At 72.3% G+C, this 15,309-nt stretch carries 13 protein-coding genes; 5 read left to right on the plus strand and 8 right to left on the minus strand.

The window, feature by feature from the left end:
• Window positions 1–18: 18 nt before the first annotated feature.
• Window positions 19–1,023: a helix-turn-helix domain-containing protein gene (locus QSK00_RS06610; protein WP_285588820.1), complete on the plus strand. Its 1,005-nt coding sequence runs from the start codon at window positions 19–21 to the stop codon at window positions 1,021–1,023.
• A gap of 10 nt (window positions 1,024–1,033) precedes the next feature.
• On the opposite strand, the gene QSK00_RS06615 is transcribed toward QSK00_RS06610, so the two are convergent.
• The 8 genes from QSK00_RS06615 to QSK00_RS06650 all read right to left on the minus strand — a co-directional run bounded on the left by QSK00_RS06615 (window position 1,034) and on the right by QSK00_RS06650 (window position 13,389).
• On the minus strand, window positions 1,034–1,810 hold the full coding sequence (locus QSK00_RS06615; protein ID WP_285588822.1) for a hypothetical protein: 777 nt from the start codon (window positions 1,808–1,810) through the stop codon (window positions 1,034–1,036).
• Window positions 1,811–1,873: 63 nt separating this feature from the next.
• Window positions 1,874–2,320 carry a hypothetical protein gene (locus QSK00_RS06620; protein ID WP_285588823.1) on the minus strand — a complete coding sequence of 149 codons (447 nt, stop codon included), beginning with the start codon at window positions 2,318–2,320 and terminating at the stop codon, window positions 1,874–1,876.
• Entirely contained in the window at window positions 2,317–2,895 is a 579-nt protein-coding gene (locus QSK00_RS06625) for a DUF2690 domain-containing protein (RefSeq protein ID WP_285588824.1), read from the minus strand. The genes QSK00_RS06620 and QSK00_RS06625 overlap by 4 nt, the downstream gene beginning before the upstream one ends.
• A gap of 58 nt (window positions 2,896–2,953) precedes the next feature.
• Window positions 2,954–3,751, minus strand: a complete 798-nt coding sequence (locus tag QSK00_RS06630; RefSeq protein ID WP_285588826.1) for a hypothetical protein — start codon at window positions 3,749–3,751, stop codon at window positions 2,954–2,956.
• Window positions 3,748–6,129, minus strand: a complete 2,382-nt coding sequence (locus QSK00_RS06635) for an ATP-binding cassette domain-containing protein (protein ID WP_285588827.1) — start codon at window positions 6,127–6,129, stop codon at window positions 3,748–3,750. Before QSK00_RS06635 ends, QSK00_RS06630 begins: the two co-directional genes overlap by 4 nt.
• A 60-nt stretch (window positions 6,130–6,189) precedes the next feature.
• The gene (locus tag QSK00_RS06640; protein WP_285588829.1) at window positions 6,190–6,918 is read right to left on the minus strand and encodes a hypothetical protein; all 729 of its coding nucleotides are present in this window, start codon (window positions 6,916–6,918) and stop codon (window positions 6,190–6,192) included.
• Window positions 6,919–7,413: 495 nt separating this feature from the next.
• A complete protein-coding gene (locus tag QSK00_RS06645) occupies window positions 7,414–8,862 on the minus strand; it encodes a protein kinase domain-containing protein (protein ID WP_285588831.1) in 1,449 nt (482 codons plus the stop codon).
• Window positions 8,863–8,964: 102 nt separating this feature from the next.
• Window positions 8,965–13,389 (minus strand): Hsp70 family protein, encoded by a 4,425-nt coding sequence (locus tag QSK00_RS06650; RefSeq protein WP_285588832.1) that lies wholly within the window; start codon window positions 13,387–13,389, stop codon window positions 8,965–8,967.
• A 271-nt stretch (window positions 13,390–13,660) separates the two neighbouring features.
• On the opposite strand from QSK00_RS06650, the gene QSK00_RS06655 reads away from it, so the two are divergent.
• From QSK00_RS06655 to QSK00_RS06670, 4 genes are all read left to right on the plus strand, one after another.
• A complete protein-coding gene (locus tag QSK00_RS06655) occupies window positions 13,661–13,903 on the plus strand; it encodes an AbrB/MazE/SpoVT family DNA-binding domain-containing protein (RefSeq protein WP_285588834.1) in 243 nt (80 codons plus the stop codon).
• Window positions 13,900–14,265, plus strand: coding sequence for a type II toxin-antitoxin system VapC family toxin (locus QSK00_RS06660; RefSeq protein ID WP_285588836.1), 366 nt, complete (start codon window positions 13,900–13,902; stop codon window positions 14,263–14,265). Before QSK00_RS06655 ends, QSK00_RS06660 begins: the two co-directional genes overlap by 4 nt.
• Window positions 14,266–14,348: 83 nt before the next feature.
• Complete coding sequence (locus tag QSK00_RS06665; RefSeq protein ID WP_285588837.1) at window positions 14,349–14,585, plus strand: FitA-like ribbon-helix-helix domain-containing protein; 237 nt, start codon at window positions 14,349–14,351, stop codon at window positions 14,583–14,585.
• A gap of 459 nt (window positions 14,586–15,044) precedes the next feature.
• The gene (locus tag QSK00_RS06670) at window positions 15,045–15,296 is read left to right on the plus strand and encodes a DUF86 domain-containing protein (protein WP_285588839.1); all 252 of its coding nucleotides are present in this window, start codon (window positions 15,045–15,047) and stop codon (window positions 15,294–15,296) included.
• Window positions 15,297–15,309 lie beyond the last annotated feature (13 nt).

Genomic DNA, 15,309 nt, shown 5'->3' on the forward strand with positions numbered 1-15,309 from the left:
TCCTGGGGGGGACACTTCGTGCCACGACCGCAGCGCCCGCTCGACCCTGATGGCGGCGTACTCGCACAGTTCGCCACAGAACTGCGAACATTACGAGAACGTGCGGGCTCACCGAAATTCGTCACCATGGCGCGCCGCGTCGGACGTTCGAAGAGCACGCTCGCGGAGGCCGTCGGCGGACGGCACCTCCCGCGATGGGACACGGTCGTCGACTTCGTGCGCGCCTGCGACGGCGACCCGGCCGAGTGGCGCCCGCTGTGGGAGCGCGTGCGGACCGAACTCGCCGAGATGGCACCGCAGGCGGTCGACCCGGACCCCGACGCAGGGGCCGAGGTCGAGACGCCGCCCGAGCCGCTCGTGGAGCCCGTTGTCGAGCCGGAGCCCGTTGTTGTCGAGCCCGAGTCTGCGGTCGAGCCGGTGGCCCCAATGGCCCCGGAGGCCGAGAGCGAGGCCGATGTCGAGCCCGAGGTCGAGGCTGCGCCGGCTCCGGCCGAGCCGGTCGTCCTCCCGCAGCCACGCCGCCGCCGAGCGATGCTGCTCGCGGCCGTCGTCGTGCTGTGCGCGCTCGTCGGCGTCGCGGGCTTCGTGCTCGGGCGCTGGAGTGATCTCGGGCCGCAAGGCCCCGCGGTCCGCGCGATCGAGGTGCAGAACAAGGTGGCGCTGGGACCGGACCGACTCGTCGAGGACCGCACGCCCGCCTACCTGTCCACCATCCCGATCTCCTACTGCGCGGTGACCGACCGCAGCTGCAAGGTGCCGGGCACGGAGATGCAATCGGGGGCCGGCCTCGTCGCGCACTGCGTGGTGCACGGGCAGGAACTGCACAACTACAACCTCGACGAGGTCGCCGCCTGGTCGAACCCGGACCGCTCGGACTCGGACCTGTGGTACCGGGCATCCTTTCCCGACGGACGGATCGGGTATATCTCGGAGGTCTACCTGACGTCCTCGAGCCGAGGGGGACTCGGCCTCGCGGACTGTGCTCCTGGCGCGTCCGTCGACCGCGCCGGCGGCGCCGGGTGATCAGGTGGGGTCAGGGCCGAGAGCTCCTTGCCATCTCCGTGATCCGCGGATCGGACACTTCCCACCATGACTTCAAGGCCATGAGGCCGCCCAGCCCGGTCGCGGTGAAGGGGACACCCCCGTCGTCGGTAGCGCGCAGCGCGGTGGACATCGTGACCGCGGCCTCGCCGATCAGATCGATCGTCGCCTCGATCATCGTCCGGGCGCCCGGGCCGTCGACGAACTGGCAGGGATCGAAGAGACGCTCGCACATGATGGCGGCCTCACCGTCGCACTCGATGACGTAGGGGGCGCCGATCCCCGCGGTCGTCCGCCACCGACTGACGAAGCGGTAGAGCTCGAGTGAGGGGCGGCTGCGGATGCGAGCAGCAGAGAAGATGCTGAACGACCACCGCGTCTCCCCGCCGCCCCACACGCAGATGCCCACGCGTGCGTCGCCGGTGCTGTAGAGGAAGGAACCCGGGAGTTCGTCGTCCTCGAACAGGTCATCGCCTTCCCGTGCGCGTCTGTCGCCGAAGCTGCGGATCATCCTGAGGACCTCGCTCTTCAGGAGCGGAGCATCGACGCGGGTGCGGGCCGGCGGCTGTGGCGCCTGAATCGGAGGTGGCTCGGGCGCGAGAATGGCGTCGACGGTGGTGCCCAGTTGCCCGGCCAGAGTTCTCAGGGCGGCGGAGCTCATCCGCTCCTTCATGCGGGCCGACTCCAGGGCGGACTCCGCGTCGCGGACCTCACGCCGCCCTTGGGCCGCCTGCCATGCGCGTTCGGCGTCGCGCACGGCTTGCTGCACGAGTTCGTGACCTGCTTTCGCTTCCTCGCGTGAGAAACCCTGCACGATCCCCCCTGTTGATACTCAGAATCCGTTGGGAAAGAGGTTGCCCCCGCCGCCATCCCCGTTGGGGCGATTCCCGTCGTCCCCGTTGTTCCCGCCGTCGCCGTTGTTGCCGCCGTTGTTGCCGCCCTCGCCATTGTTGCCACCACTGCCGCCGGAGGTGGGGCCGTTGCCGGGCGCCGCGGTCGTCCGAGCGGGTGCGGGCCTCGGAGCCGGAGCGACGGGACGAGCTGGGGTGGTCGGCGTAGCTCGGGAACGAGGAATCGCTACCGCGTCGAGCGCCGGACTCGCGACGGTCGTCGGCACCACGGTGACGATCGGCGCAGGAGGTGGAGCCGGTGGAAGGGAGGCCGACGTCGCCGCCGGCAGCGGCGCGAGCTCGGCATCGATCGGCCAGAGCAGAGCCGCGAGGATCGCGAGGACGGCGACACCAGTGCCGATCCAGGTCAGCAGGACGCTACGGGTCACGGAGTACCTCCAGCGGTGGAACGACTCGGCAGGACCGCGCCGTCGACCGGCACGACCACGGCGTGCACGGGTCCGTCGGCCATGATCATCGACGTCACGCCGTGGACGACCCGTCCGCTCGCCACGACCGGCAGCTCCTGACGGGTGCCGCCCTCGATCGCGACCTCCGCCACCGGCGCCGACGCGTCGAGCGTGTAGCGGGCCCAGGCGGTGCCGCACGCCCCCGAGGCGCGGACCTCGAGCATCCCGATCGGCACCTCCAGGCGCCCGCGCTGCGTCGTGACCACGCGGCTGGTCACCGTCTGCGCGTCGTCGGCGCAGCGGCTGGTCGAGGGGTCGGCCCCGACCAGCGAGTCCCGAGCCGCCGGCAACGGCGCCACCGGCGTGGCGCCCGAGCCCAGCGCCACGGCACCGATCGCTCCCACCAGGCCGAGCGCGGCCAGTCCACCCAGCCACACCCGGCGTCGGGAAGGAGCGGTGACCGCGGCGGTGAACGGTGCCGTCATCGTGGAGGGCAGCGCGGTCGTCGCGAAGGACTCCGGGGCGGAGCGGCGGGCGGGCGTGGTCAGCGTCATGAGGCGAACGTTAGGAACATCGGCGTGCGGGTCCCATCCCCGAGCTCAGGGGTGGTCATCACGCGTCCCACCACTGCGCCTCCTGGGTGCGCAACCAGGCCTCGTCATCGAGAAGCCGCAGGTGGGAGCGGGTGATCGCGCCGCAGGCGAGCAGCAGGTCGACCATCACCGACGGGGTCAGGCGCGCGCCGCGTTCGGCCAGCCCACCCCGGACGAGCTTGACCCGCAGCGCCTTGAGGTGTTCGTGGATGCGGCCGGTCAGCCGGCGGCGGGCGGCCTCGTCGGTGTCGAGGACGTGCACGAGGTGCCAGCTGTTGGTCGCCTCGAGGACGGCGCGTGTGAGCTGCGGGACCTCCGGGGGCGGCGCCAGGTCGGTCGCGTCGAGCAACCGGTGCCGGCAGAGCATGAGGGCGGTGACGAACTCCTTGGTGTGCGTGCGCAGCCGGACCGGTTCGCGGGTCGCGGTGCCGGTCGGGTCCATCGTCAGGACGGCGGGTGCGGCGCTCGTCGCGGTGACGGTCACGACGAACGGGGAGGCGCCCCACGAGGGGCCGGTGACGGTGGCGGAGCCGCGGGTCAGGACGTAGCCGCCAGCCGCGCCGTCGTCGGAGGCCGGAGGGAGACGGGACAGCGCCCCGTCGGCGTCGACGACGAGGCCGTGGGTGCGGCTCAGGCAGGTGAGGACCGCTCCACCCCCGGTCGGGAGGACGGCGAGCGCGCGGCGCGAGAGGCGGGCCTCGGTCGGGAACGACAGTGCGCAGGTCTCGTCCCGCCCGACGACGAGACGGTCGATCACCTCGAGCGTGCGACCGTCCGCGGCACGGATGACGGGGGCGTTCACGGGCGGCGCGCTCATCGCCGGGCCGGGTCGAGCCGGCGGAGCAGCCACCACGCGAGCGCCACGAAGAGCGCGGTCACGACGGCGAGCGCGGTCAGGTCCGCGAGCCAGGCCCCGGCGGTGTGGTCCCACAGCGGGTCGGGCTGGTCGAAGGGGCGCGCGGCGGGGCCGGTCGGGATGCCGATCGTCGACGCGCCGGCGGCGAATCCCCACCGGGCCGGGACGAGCCACGCGAGCTGACCGAGCCCCGGGCGCTCGCCGATCTGCATCAGCGCGCTGGACAGGATGAACTGCAGCATCGCGAGGAGCACGAGCAGCGGCATGCCACGGTCGGCGTTGTCGATCAGCGCGGACACTGCGAGCCCGACCGCCATGCTCGCCGCCGTCAGCAGCGTGAGCGCCACGACGATCTCCGCGACGCCGCTGCCCAGCAGCACCGGGTCGTCCGGTGGTGGCCGACCGATGGTCCCGAGAATGCCGAGCACGATCGCCTGCACCCCGACAATGGCGCCGAGGACGACGAGCTTCGAGGTCAGGTACGCGCCGCGGGAGAGCCCGATGGCCCGTTCCCGACGATAGATCTCGCGTTCCTTCACGAGCTCCCGGATGGAGGCGGCGGAGCCCATCAGCGCCGCGCCCACGACGAGGACCAGCCACAACAGGTGGGGTGCCCCGGCTGCACCCCGCATCTGTTCGGTCATCGACAGGCCTGCCTCCCCGGGCAGGGCGTGCGCGAGGACGCTCAGCACCAGGGGGAGCGCGGCCATGAAGATCAGGTACTGCCGGTCGGCGGCGATGACCGCGAGGTAGCGGCGCGCGAGGACGGCGAACTGCCTCCGGACCGACTGCTGCCTTCTCGCCGGCGTGCCTGCGGAGGTCTGCTGCGTCGGCTGGGGTGGGGCGCTTGGGCGTCCCACGTAGCGCGCGTGGGCGGGGGAGCGGCGGAACCGGTCGCCCCAGTCGGAGTGCTCCTGCAACAGGAGGAAGACGTCGGCGAAGTCGGTCTTCCCGAAGTAGGCGAGCGCCTCCTCGGGCGGCCCGAAGAAGGCGACCTCTCCGCCGGGTGCGAGGAGCAGGAGCCGGTCGCAGAGGTCGAGGTTGGCGACGCTGTGGGTCACGACCACGACCGTCCGGCCATCGTCCGCGAGCCCGCGCAACGTGCGCATGACCGACTTGTCGAGCCCCGGGTCCAACCCGGACGTCGGCTCGTCGAGGAACAGCAGCGACGGGCGGGTGAGGAGTTCGAGGGCGACGGACGTCCGCTTCCGCTGCCCACCGGAGAGCGTGTGGATGGGCTGGTCGGCCTGCCCGGTGAGCCCCAGCTCGTGGATGACCTCGGCGATGCGTCGCTGGCGTTCCTCTGGGGCGACGTCGTCGGGGAAGCGGAGTTCGGCGGCGTAGCTCAGTGCTTTCCGGACGCTCAGCTGCGGATGCAGGATGTCGTCCTGCGGGACGAGCCCGATGCGCTGCCGAAGTTCGTCGTAGTCGGCGTAGAGGTCGCGGCCCGCGTACTCGACCCGGCCCTCGTCGGCGGGTCGGAATCCGGTCAGGGCTCGGAGCAGCGTCGACTTGCCCGCGCCGGACGGCCCGACCACCGCGAGCAGGCTCTTCGACTCGAGCGCGAACGTCACGTTGGAGAGCAGTTGCTTGCCCTTCGGCGTGCGGACGCCGATGCCCTCCGCGCGGAATCCGACGGCCCCGGTGTCGACGTACTCGACGAGCCGGTCGCCCTCGAGGTGCAGCAGGACGTGCCCGATGCCCACCACGTCCGCCGGTCCCAGTTCCTGACGGCGGGTGCGGGTCCCGTTAAGGAAGGTCCCGTTGGAGCTGTTCAGGTCCTGGATGACCCAGCGGCTGCCCTCGCGCCGGAGTTCCGCGTGGAAGCGGCTCGCGAGGAGGTCCTGTACGACGACGTCGTTGCGTTCGTCGCGGCCGATGGTCAGGGCGGCGGGTGTGGTGCGGAGGTCGTGGACGGCCTCGAACCGGCCCTGCCTCGAGCTGCGCTGTGCGGCCTCGGAGATGTAGGGCGTGCGCGGTCGCGGCGGGGTGTGCCGGGGGACCGGGGTGAGGACGAGGTGGACCTGGGGTGCTCCCGTTTTTGCTCCGAGCGCGACCGTGAGCGAGCCCCGGACGACCTCCGTCGTGACGCGTCGCTGCTGTGCGAACGTGCCGTTCCGGCTGGTGTCCTCGACGATCCAGCCCTGCGGACCGTGGGTGATGCGGACGTGGTGCCGCGACACCTCGGGGCCGATGACCTGGAGATCGGCCGACTCGTCGCGGCCGATGGTGAACGGACTGCCGGGGTGCACGTGTGCACGCCGGTCGTGGGTACGGACCTCGAGGGGGGCGATCGGGGCCGCGCGGGCGCGATCAGCCGACTCGTCGAGCTGGGTCATCGACTTCCCTGTCGTGGAACCGAGTCGGGACGACTCGGATGCGGCGAGGTAGGTGGCGGCTCAGCCGACTGGACCGGGCGGGGTCGCGGGTGGTTGGGTCGCGGGCGCACCCTGACCGGTGCCGACACCCGTGCCTGTGCCGGCATTCGGTGCGGGAGGCGGAGTGTTGTCCTTCGGGTGATCCTCCGTGGAGGGGGTCCCGCCGGTGTTGGCCGGATTGCTCGCCGTCGCTTGGGCGGGCGGCGCCACCACCTGACCTCGCTGGACACCCGGCGCGGCGGGAATTGCTGGCGCGGGCGCGGCGACAACGTTCGGCTTGACTGCTCCGCCCGCCGTCGCGGCACGCGAGCCGGACCGTTGGTTGTCGGACAGCGACGTTCCGGGGGGCGGCGGGAGGTCGGGATTGGCCGGGTCGGCGAGAGCGAGCAGCGGGGCGTCGACGGTGGAGTCGGCGCAGCTCGGGATGGACTGCCGGTCGGGGACGCGGACATAAAGCATGGAGACGAACAGGCCGTCCGTGGTCTTGAGCCAGGTCGCGGTGTGGATCGAGCCGTTCCGGACGTCGTCGCCGGTCTGGCCGCAGGTGACAGCCAGACGGGAACCCGGGCCCGCGCTGTCCTTGGCCGTCGCCGGGTCGACGCGCGCCTCGGAACGCAGGAAGACGCCGGCCGGCCCGGTGTCGTGGACGACTCCGGTCCAGGTCATCGGGGCGATCGACGACGAGGCGATGGCGGTCGAGGTCCCGCCCACCAGCCACATCGCGGTGCCGAACAGGAGGAAGACCTGCACGACAGCGATCGCGCTGATCAGGGACCGGCGGCCGGCCGGGGTCTTCGCGGCCTCGACGGCGCGGCGCCACCAGGCAGCGAGGCGGACGGCCACCGGGGCTGAGCCGTCGTCGGACAGGGGCGTCTGCTCGCCGGAGGGGTGCTGCGGCGTGGGGCGACCCTGCGGGGTGATCAGCGGAGAGCGCATGGCGGGTCCGCTGGGCGGACCGAGGACGCGTGGCCCGACAGGGAACGGGCCGGAGCGGGGCGGGAGGGGAGGACCGCCCTGGGTCGGGATGGCCGACTGCGGCGCACGAGCACGCAGGTCGGCGCCCCGCAGGTGCTCGGTGACGGGCTCGGGCGCTCCGTCGCTGGTCCTCGTCATGCACGTCCCCCTTCACCACGGCTCACCCCCCGGCCGTGTGATTGGTGATCGGATCGTGCCGCGAAACAGTTACGTGTCGTTGTCGTTCTCTTTCCGAGACCGAGCGACTTTCACGAACGAGTGACGGCTCGACTACTCCGCGATGATGTCGAAGGTGACCTGGCGGTCGTTCACGCTGGTCACCGACGCCCGGAGCTGCTGCGTCCGGCCGCCGTTGGAGACGGTGCACGTCACCGACGCGCCGACCTGGGCAGGCAGCGAGTCGGGACACGACACCTGACTCGCTGCCAGGCCGGACTGCGCCACGATCTGCGCCTCGACCGTCGAGGCGGGGACGGCGGGTGTGCGCAGGAACAGGATCGTGGCGATGACGGCGACGACGGTCAGGACCGCGCCGATCCCGAGGGCCGCGGTGCCCTGCTTCGTCTGACCCCGTCGGCGGGCGAGGAAGCCGAGCACCGCGCCCACCGGAGGGACGACGACGGCGAGGACCAGGGCGACCAGGCCGACGCGTGCGCGAGCCGGTGCTGTCTCCGGTGCGTCGGCGGCGCGCCGCTCGAGTGGCGGTGCCGGCTGCTTCGGAATGGGACCGGTGGCGTCCGCACCCGGGTCGCGGGGCCCGCCGTCGGGAAGGGGCACGGGCCGCGGAGGAGTGGCGTGGCGGGGCGGGGTGCGGAGCGGGACCCGGGGGCGTGGCGGAGCTGGCATGGAGGGCGTGGTCTCGAAGGTGCGCGCCTCGGTGAGCGACTCCGCCGCCTTCGCGTCCCGCCGCACGACCTCCGCCGCGGCGGAGGCGAGAGCACCCGTCGTCGGGAAGCGGCCCGAGGGGGACTTGGCGAGGGCGGAGAGGACGACGTCGTCGAGCCCGGTCGGGATCGGAGCGAGGGAGGAGGGGCGGGGCGGGGCGTCGTTGAGGTGGCTGAGCATCACGGCCATGCGCTCGCCGACGAACGGTGGGCGGCCGGTGAGGGCCTCGAAGAGCACGCAGCCCAGGGCGTAGACGTCGAGGCGCTGGTCGAAGGGGTCGGCACGCAGCTGCTCGGGGGCCATGTAGGCGGGGGTGCCGAGGGTGGAACCGGTGGCGGTGAGGCGGGGCTGCTCCGTGGCCTCGCGGACGTGGACGATGCCGAAGTCGGCGAGGTAGACGAAGTCGCGGGCGGCGAGCAGGACGTTGGACGGCTTGACGTCGCGGTGGACGATTCCGGCCTGGTGCGCGGCGTCGAGCGCGTCGGCGACCTGCTCGACGATGTGCACGGCCCGGTCCGGTCGGAGCGCACCTTCGGCGTGGATCAGCGCGCCGAGGTCGCGGCCCCGGACCAGGCGCATGTCGATGAACATGCGGCCGTCGATGACGCCGAAGTCGTGGATCGGGACCACGTGCGGGGAGTCCAGGCGCGCGGCGATGCGGGACTCGCGGCGGAAGCGTTCGCGGACGTCGGGGTCGTCCTGGTCGTCGGCGTGCAGGCGCTTGAGCGCGACGGTGCGTTCCTTCACGGTGTCCACGGCCTCGTGGACCTCGCCCATCCCGCCCTTGCCGAGCCGGGCGCCCACCCGGTACGGCCCGAACAGATCCCCCGTCATCCACGCCCCATGCCGATCCACGCCCCCGCGCCGGGAGGGAGCATAGATCGGACGGAGCGCGTCGGCGCCGGTGGAGCAGCGGTGCGACAGTCGAACTCACGGTCACCAGTTCCACGGGTCCTGCTGGGCACTGAGAACGAGCTGCGGGACCTCGCCCCAGGTGTCGATGACTGCCGCGATCCGTTCGTCGCGGGTGGGCAGCAACGTGCTCACCACCTCGCCGGCCGGGGTGAGGACCAGCGCGGCCTCGGGCGTTGCTCGGGAGAAGGTCAGGGCGGCTGTCGTGCGGCCCTCGCGCTCGTCCAGGTTCTGCACGACGGCCTCCACGGTCGGTCCGCCGCTCACGGGGACGACCACGAGGCGGTCGCCGACCCTGAGCAGGGCCGGGTAGGCGATCCGGGCCGGAGGGACGGAAGTCGCCGCGTGCAGCGACAGCGCGGCGAGTCCGGCGCGGACACGCACCGGCCGCTCCAACCGGAATCGTCGCTCGGCCAGCCGCAGCGTCGTGCCCGCGCCCGGCACGCCCCCGACGACGAGCAGGCCCGGCAGGACCGGCACACCGAGCGCCACCACGTCCCCCTCGGCGTCGTCGAGAACGACGACGGACTCGCGGATTCTCTCGGGGTCGCCGGCTCCGAGGTCATCGAGTGCGGCGTCGTACTCCTCGCGCAGACCGACCGCGGCCAGGCAGTCCAGGTGTCGGCGCCGGAGAGCGGCGGACCGGAGTTCCGCATCGACCCGGTCCCAGACGGCGAGCGCACGGCGGTGAGCGTCGGCGTCGTGGTGCCGGACGAACGCGGAGATCGGGTCGTCGTCCGCGATCCGGACCGCGATGAGGGCCGAGTTCCAGGCAGCGACCGTGTCCTGGAGCGCGCGGTGGCGCTCGGCGTGGGCGCGGAGCTCGGTGGCGATCCCGGCCTCGTCGTCGTCGGTCGTCTCGTCGATCGCCGTGCCGACGACGCCGCTCGCCCGGTCTGCGAGTGCCCGGAGCCGGAGATCGAGCGACGAGAGCTCGTGCTCGACCTCGGAACCGGTGCGAAACATGTCGGCCAGCAGCGCAGCAGTGTCCCGGTCGGGATGGGCGGAGGTCGCGTGATGCGCATCCCGCCGCAGCCGCCATTCCCGGAGCAGCGCCTCGGTGTCGCCGAGGGCCGCCTCGACGGTGACGAGTTGCTCGCGCACCTCCGACCGCCGTTGCTCTCGGGTCCGTCGTTCGACGAAGGCCTCCTGCATCCGCTGCCGTTGCTGCGGCGCCAGCAGCGTGGTGTCCCGGACCGACACCGACCTGGACTTCTTCGTCTCGAGGTCGGTGGCGGTGACGGTGAGGATGCAGTCGGCGTCGATCTCGAACGTCACCTCGATCTGCGGCACTCCCTGCGGGGCGCGCCGGATGCCGTCGAGGCGGAAGTCGGCGATCTTGGCCGCCGGGGTGAGGCTGCCGCCCTGGAACACCTCGATGTCGACCGCCTGCTGGTCGTCCTCGGCGGTCGTGAAGGTCTCCGAGCGCTTCGTCGGGATCGTGGTCGCAGCCGGGATGAGGTCCTTGAACTCCCCGTCCCGCTCCTCGCCCTTCACCCGGAGCCCCAGACTGAGGGGCACGACGTCGAGGAGCAGCATCTCCTTGAGGTCGCCGGACAGAACCGCGCCGTAGAGCGCGGCTCCCCGGGCGACCGCCAGGGTCGGGTCGCCCACCCGCACGGTGCGCATCCCGAGTGCCTCCTCGGCGACGGCTTGGGTGGCCGGGGCGAGAAACGGGCCTCCGACGAGCACGGCCGTCGCATCCGACGGCCATGCGGCCCGGCGGAGCTCGGCGCGGAAGCGGCGACAGACCGTCGCGAGGCGTTCCAGGGGGGCAGCGAGGATGCCGTCGAGCCCGGCGCGGGTCAACGAGAGCGTGGCCTCCTGCCCCCCGGAGAATCCGGGCAGGACCTCGGTGACCTCTGCCTCGGAGGAGAGCCGGACCTTCATGCGCTCTGCCGTGACCTCGAGTCGTCGGCGACCGGCGGCCGAGATCTTCAACCCCTGTCGCTCCACCTGCGCGACGAGCGCTTCGACGACGGCGGAGTCGAGGTCGGCGCCACCGAACGAGGTGTCGCCGTCGACGAGCTGGACGTCGTAGACCCCGTCACCGATCTCGAGTGCGCTCAGGTCGAGCGTGCCCGCGCCCAGGTCGACGACGACGACGCGTTCGCCGAGGTCTCTGCGTCCCCGGTGCGCTGCGAGGCATGCGGCGGTCGGTTCGTGAATCAGACGCACGACCTCGACCTCGCCGATCGACCCGGCGTCCCGGGTGGCGTTCTTCTGGTTGTTGTGGAAGAAGGCCGGCACGGTGACGACGACTTTCTTCCGATCGACCCGGAACGGATGGTCCGTTGCCAGCTCGTCGAGCCATCCGTCGCGAACCTCGATCCCGAGCTCGGCGCGGGCCAACTCGGCGACGCGCTCGCGCACGTGGTCCGCGAGGTGCCCCTCGACGATCGTCCGCGCATGGTGGACGAAGCGAGCAGACACGTCCTCGGGGGTGAGGTGCCGGGATCGGACCTGCCATCGGCGACGGGTCCCCATGAAGCGCTTCGCCCCGCGGATCACGGCGATCACCCGGTCGTTGAGCTCCTCCTCCCGTTCCAGGCCGATGACTTCCTCGCCTGTCCGCTCCACCGCGAGGGACGACGGGAAGCGGTCGCGACCACGCAGGCGACACGGGACCGCCTCACCTGCCACTCGGTCGTAGACGGCCACGACGCTCGTCGACGTGCCGAGGTCGAGCGCCCAGATGTCGGAGAATCGCCGATCGACCTCACGGCGCGCACGACCGAGCAACTGGGGCAGAGCTGCGACGAGCCGGGCGCGGTCGTCGGCCTCCGCCTCCCCGAGCCGTCCCCGCGCCCGGGCCGCCGTCTCGGGGGCGAGGAGGTGCCCACGGGCGCGCACGAGATCGCGGAGGTGGCCCAACGCCGGGCTGTCCAACCCCTGGTGGTCGACCGCGATCAGACAGGCGTCGGCGAGTTCCGAGAACCGGCCCGCGTCGGTTGCGCACCGGACGAAGGCGGCCGACGCACCTGCCTCGGGGCCGAGCCGTTCGGCCCAGCAGTCCATGGCCGCTGCCGGATCACCGGCCCGTTCGTAGCGCTCCGCAGCACCCTCCAGGTCCCCACCCCGCCGTAGCTCGACGGCTGCTCCCAGCAGGTCGCCGCCCGCCTCGCGCGCCCTGGCTCGTGCGATGCATGCGTCGGGCGAGCTGTCGCCGTCGTAGACCGCATAAGCGTCGCCGTGACGTCCGGCGTCGATGTAGAACCGTGCTGCGCGGTAGCGATTCCCGCCCTCCTCCGCCAGGCGGGCGGCCGAGACGGGATCGCCGGCGCGCTCCTCGACCTCGCTGTACTCGAGCAGGAGGCCGGCGCGCTCCTCGAAGCCGCAGTCGCGGAGGCGCGTGCGATAGTGCTCCCGGACCCTGCCGCGAACTGCTGCGAGGGTGGACCGCGCCCGGTCCTGCAACGGCCCGTCGGAGGACGAGGCAGCGACGAGGGCGGCGGCGAGCCCGGCCCCGTCTCCGAATTGTGCGGTCGTGACCAGCGCGTCGACCCGGTCGAGGACGGGGTCGGCGAGGCGCGCGACCCACGCTGCCGATGTCGCGTCCTCGAGCCGTGCGCACCCCTGGAGGGCTTCCTCCCACCGACCGGACCGTTGGTGCAGTTCGACGATCCGCTCCCACTCGTTCAGCGCTTCGAGGTGGGGTAGCGCCTCGTCGGCGCGGTTCCCGGCGATCAACGCGTCGACGAGTCGGCGACGAGCAGTGGCGCGACCCTCGTCGTCCTCCAGCCCGCGGGCGAGGTCGAGGGCGACGGCGAGGTCGTCGGCGTGGTCCGACGCCAGACACGACCGGAAGGCACGCCGTCGTTCCGAGGGTGTGCGGGCGAGCTCGGCCGCCCACCGTCCGCGGTCGAGGAACTCCGCGACGTCGAAGAGCCACGGCAGGGCCGCGGAGGGAACACCGTCGAAGACGGCCTGCCAGCCCTCGGCGCTCTCGGCGAGCTTGTGACGGCGCAGGTGGAGTTCGACGGCCGTTCGTAGTCGCTCGGAGGTGACGAGACCTCGGCGGGCCAGTTCGCGGAGGAAATCGGTCAACCGGTGTGGATCGCCGCTGGCGAGCTGAGGCAGGAGACGGGCGAGCACGTCGTCGCGCAGCCAGGTCAGACGACCGTCATCGGCGACCTCGACGACGGTCACGAGGGCGTCCAGGTCCTCGCAGCCCTCCGCTGCCGCGCGCAGCGGCCCCTCCTGGTCGGGTCCGAAGGCGAGTGCGCGCTCCTCGGCGTGCAGGCGGCGGATGCCGGTCTCCCGGTGGAGGCGTACGGCCGAAGGCGGGTCGTGGCGCAACGCGTCCAGCAGCACATCCCGGTAGCAGGCCGCCACCTCGTCACGATCGCGGTCCCCCGACCCGTGGTCGAGGAGCGCGTCCAGCCGCTCCTGACGTCGCGCGGCCGCCTTCCGCTCCCGCCGACGCCCGAGCTCCTGCCACCACGTCATCGCGGCCCCCCTCGCTCCCCTGATGAGACTCAAGCGGGACACGGCCGGTGGCGGAAGGGCCCGGTCCAGCCGTGGGGCGTCGTTCCGACAACGAGTCGGGGCCGCTGGGCCGTCGGTAGGCAGCGATTACGCCGGACGAGCGAAGAGGTCGTGGTCGGGAGATATCGGGCAATCGGCGTCGAAGGCGTCGGAGGCGTCGGAGGCGTCGGAGGCGTCGGTCAGGCCCGTCGGTCGATGTGGGAGGAGCACCTCGCAGTGGTACCTTGACATGGTGGGTGGGACGCACGCCGTGTCGATGGGCGACCGCGGTCGGATCGTGGTTCCGGTCGAGTTGCGGGAGCGTCTCGGGCTCACGGCGGGCTCGCCGCTGCTCCTGGTGGAGACGGCGATGGGGATCGTCGTGACCACGCGCGAGCGGGCCCGCGACCTGGTGCGCCGGCAGTTGCAGGGCGACGATCTGGTCGACGAACTGCTCGACGAGCGCCGCGCCTCGGCGGCGGAGGACGACCGGTGAACCTCTTCGATTCCTCGGCGTTGCTGTGCTTCCTGCAGGGGGAGAGCGGCGCCGACCTGGTCGAAGGGGCTTTGACCGACGGCGGGCGGTGCAGTGCCGCCAACTGGTCGGAGACCGCCCAGAAGGTGCGGTCTCGATCGGCCGACTGGTCCTTGGCGCGCGGGGTGCTCGACAGCTACGGGGTGATCGTGGAGCCGGTGACGGTCGACGACGCCGAACTCGCGGCTCGGTTCTGGCGTGCAGGGAGCGGGCTGTCCCTCGCCGATCGTCTCTGCCTCGCCACCGCGGAGCGCCTGAACGCGACGGTATGGACCGCCGACGCCGCGTGGGGTGACAGCGGACGAGTCCGTCAGGTGCGCTGACGCCGCTCGAGACAACGACGCGCGCAAGCAGGCCGCGCTTCTCGCCGGGGTCCGACTGCAGCTACCGCATGGACAATGCAGGCATGGCGACGTCGATCACCGTGCGGGACGTTCCGGACGAGGTGCGGGTCGAGTTGGCGTCCTGCGCCGCTCGTGCGGGACGTTCCCTGCAGGAGCACCTCAGGCGGGAGCTCATTGAGATGGCGCGCCGCCCGAGCGGCGAGGCGCTGCTGGAGCGGGTGAGGACGCGGGTCGAGACCACGGGGACCCTGCTGGACGTGGAGACGATCCTGAATCACCGCGACGCGGACCGGCGGTGACGCTCGTCCTCGACGCGTCGGTCGTCGTCGCCGCACCGATCGACAACGGCGAGGTCGGTCGGTGGGCCCGGCCCGTCGTCGCGTCGGGACCTCATCGTTCCGCACCTGATGGCGTTCGAGGCCGCCGACATCCTGCGGCGCGTCGCACTTCGGGCGGGCGTCTCCGATGACGTGGTGCGACTGGCGCACGCGGACCTGCTGGACGCCGCGATCGAGTACGTGGGTCACGAGGTCGTGGCGACCCGCGCCTGGGAGCTGCATGGTTCGGTGACCCTGTACGAACCTGCCTGCGCTTGCCCTGGCCGAGGTCTCGGGCTGCTCGCTCCTCACGCTCGGTCTGCGTCTGGTCCGATCCTCGTCCGCGTCCAGGCGAGATCGGGTCGAGGACGACGGGCGGGGTTGACGCCGCCGGCGTGGGGCCGACGGTGCCCGCGCGATCGGCTGCGGCTCTCGCGCGGGATGCGCGGGCCACGGGGTGCGTCGGAGGGTTGGGGGCCGCCGTCCGACAACGGCCATGCGGTTCGTCTCCTGGGACGTCACGGCGTCCTCGAGCAGCCCCTCGCGGACCGTCTCGGAGCGGCGGCCGGCCGCAACGTGCTGGTCCACGAGTACGTCGACGTGGACGACGGGATCGTGGTCGAGCGACTGGGTGACCTCACCGATCTCCACGAGTTCCTGCGGGCGGCCGCGGGGTGGCTGGCGCGGTCCTGACCGCGCGGACGAG

Source organism: Actinomycetospora sp. NBRC 106378, assembly GCF_030269685.1.
Lineage (GTDB): Bacteria > Actinomycetota > Actinomycetes > Mycobacteriales > Pseudonocardiaceae > Actinomycetospora.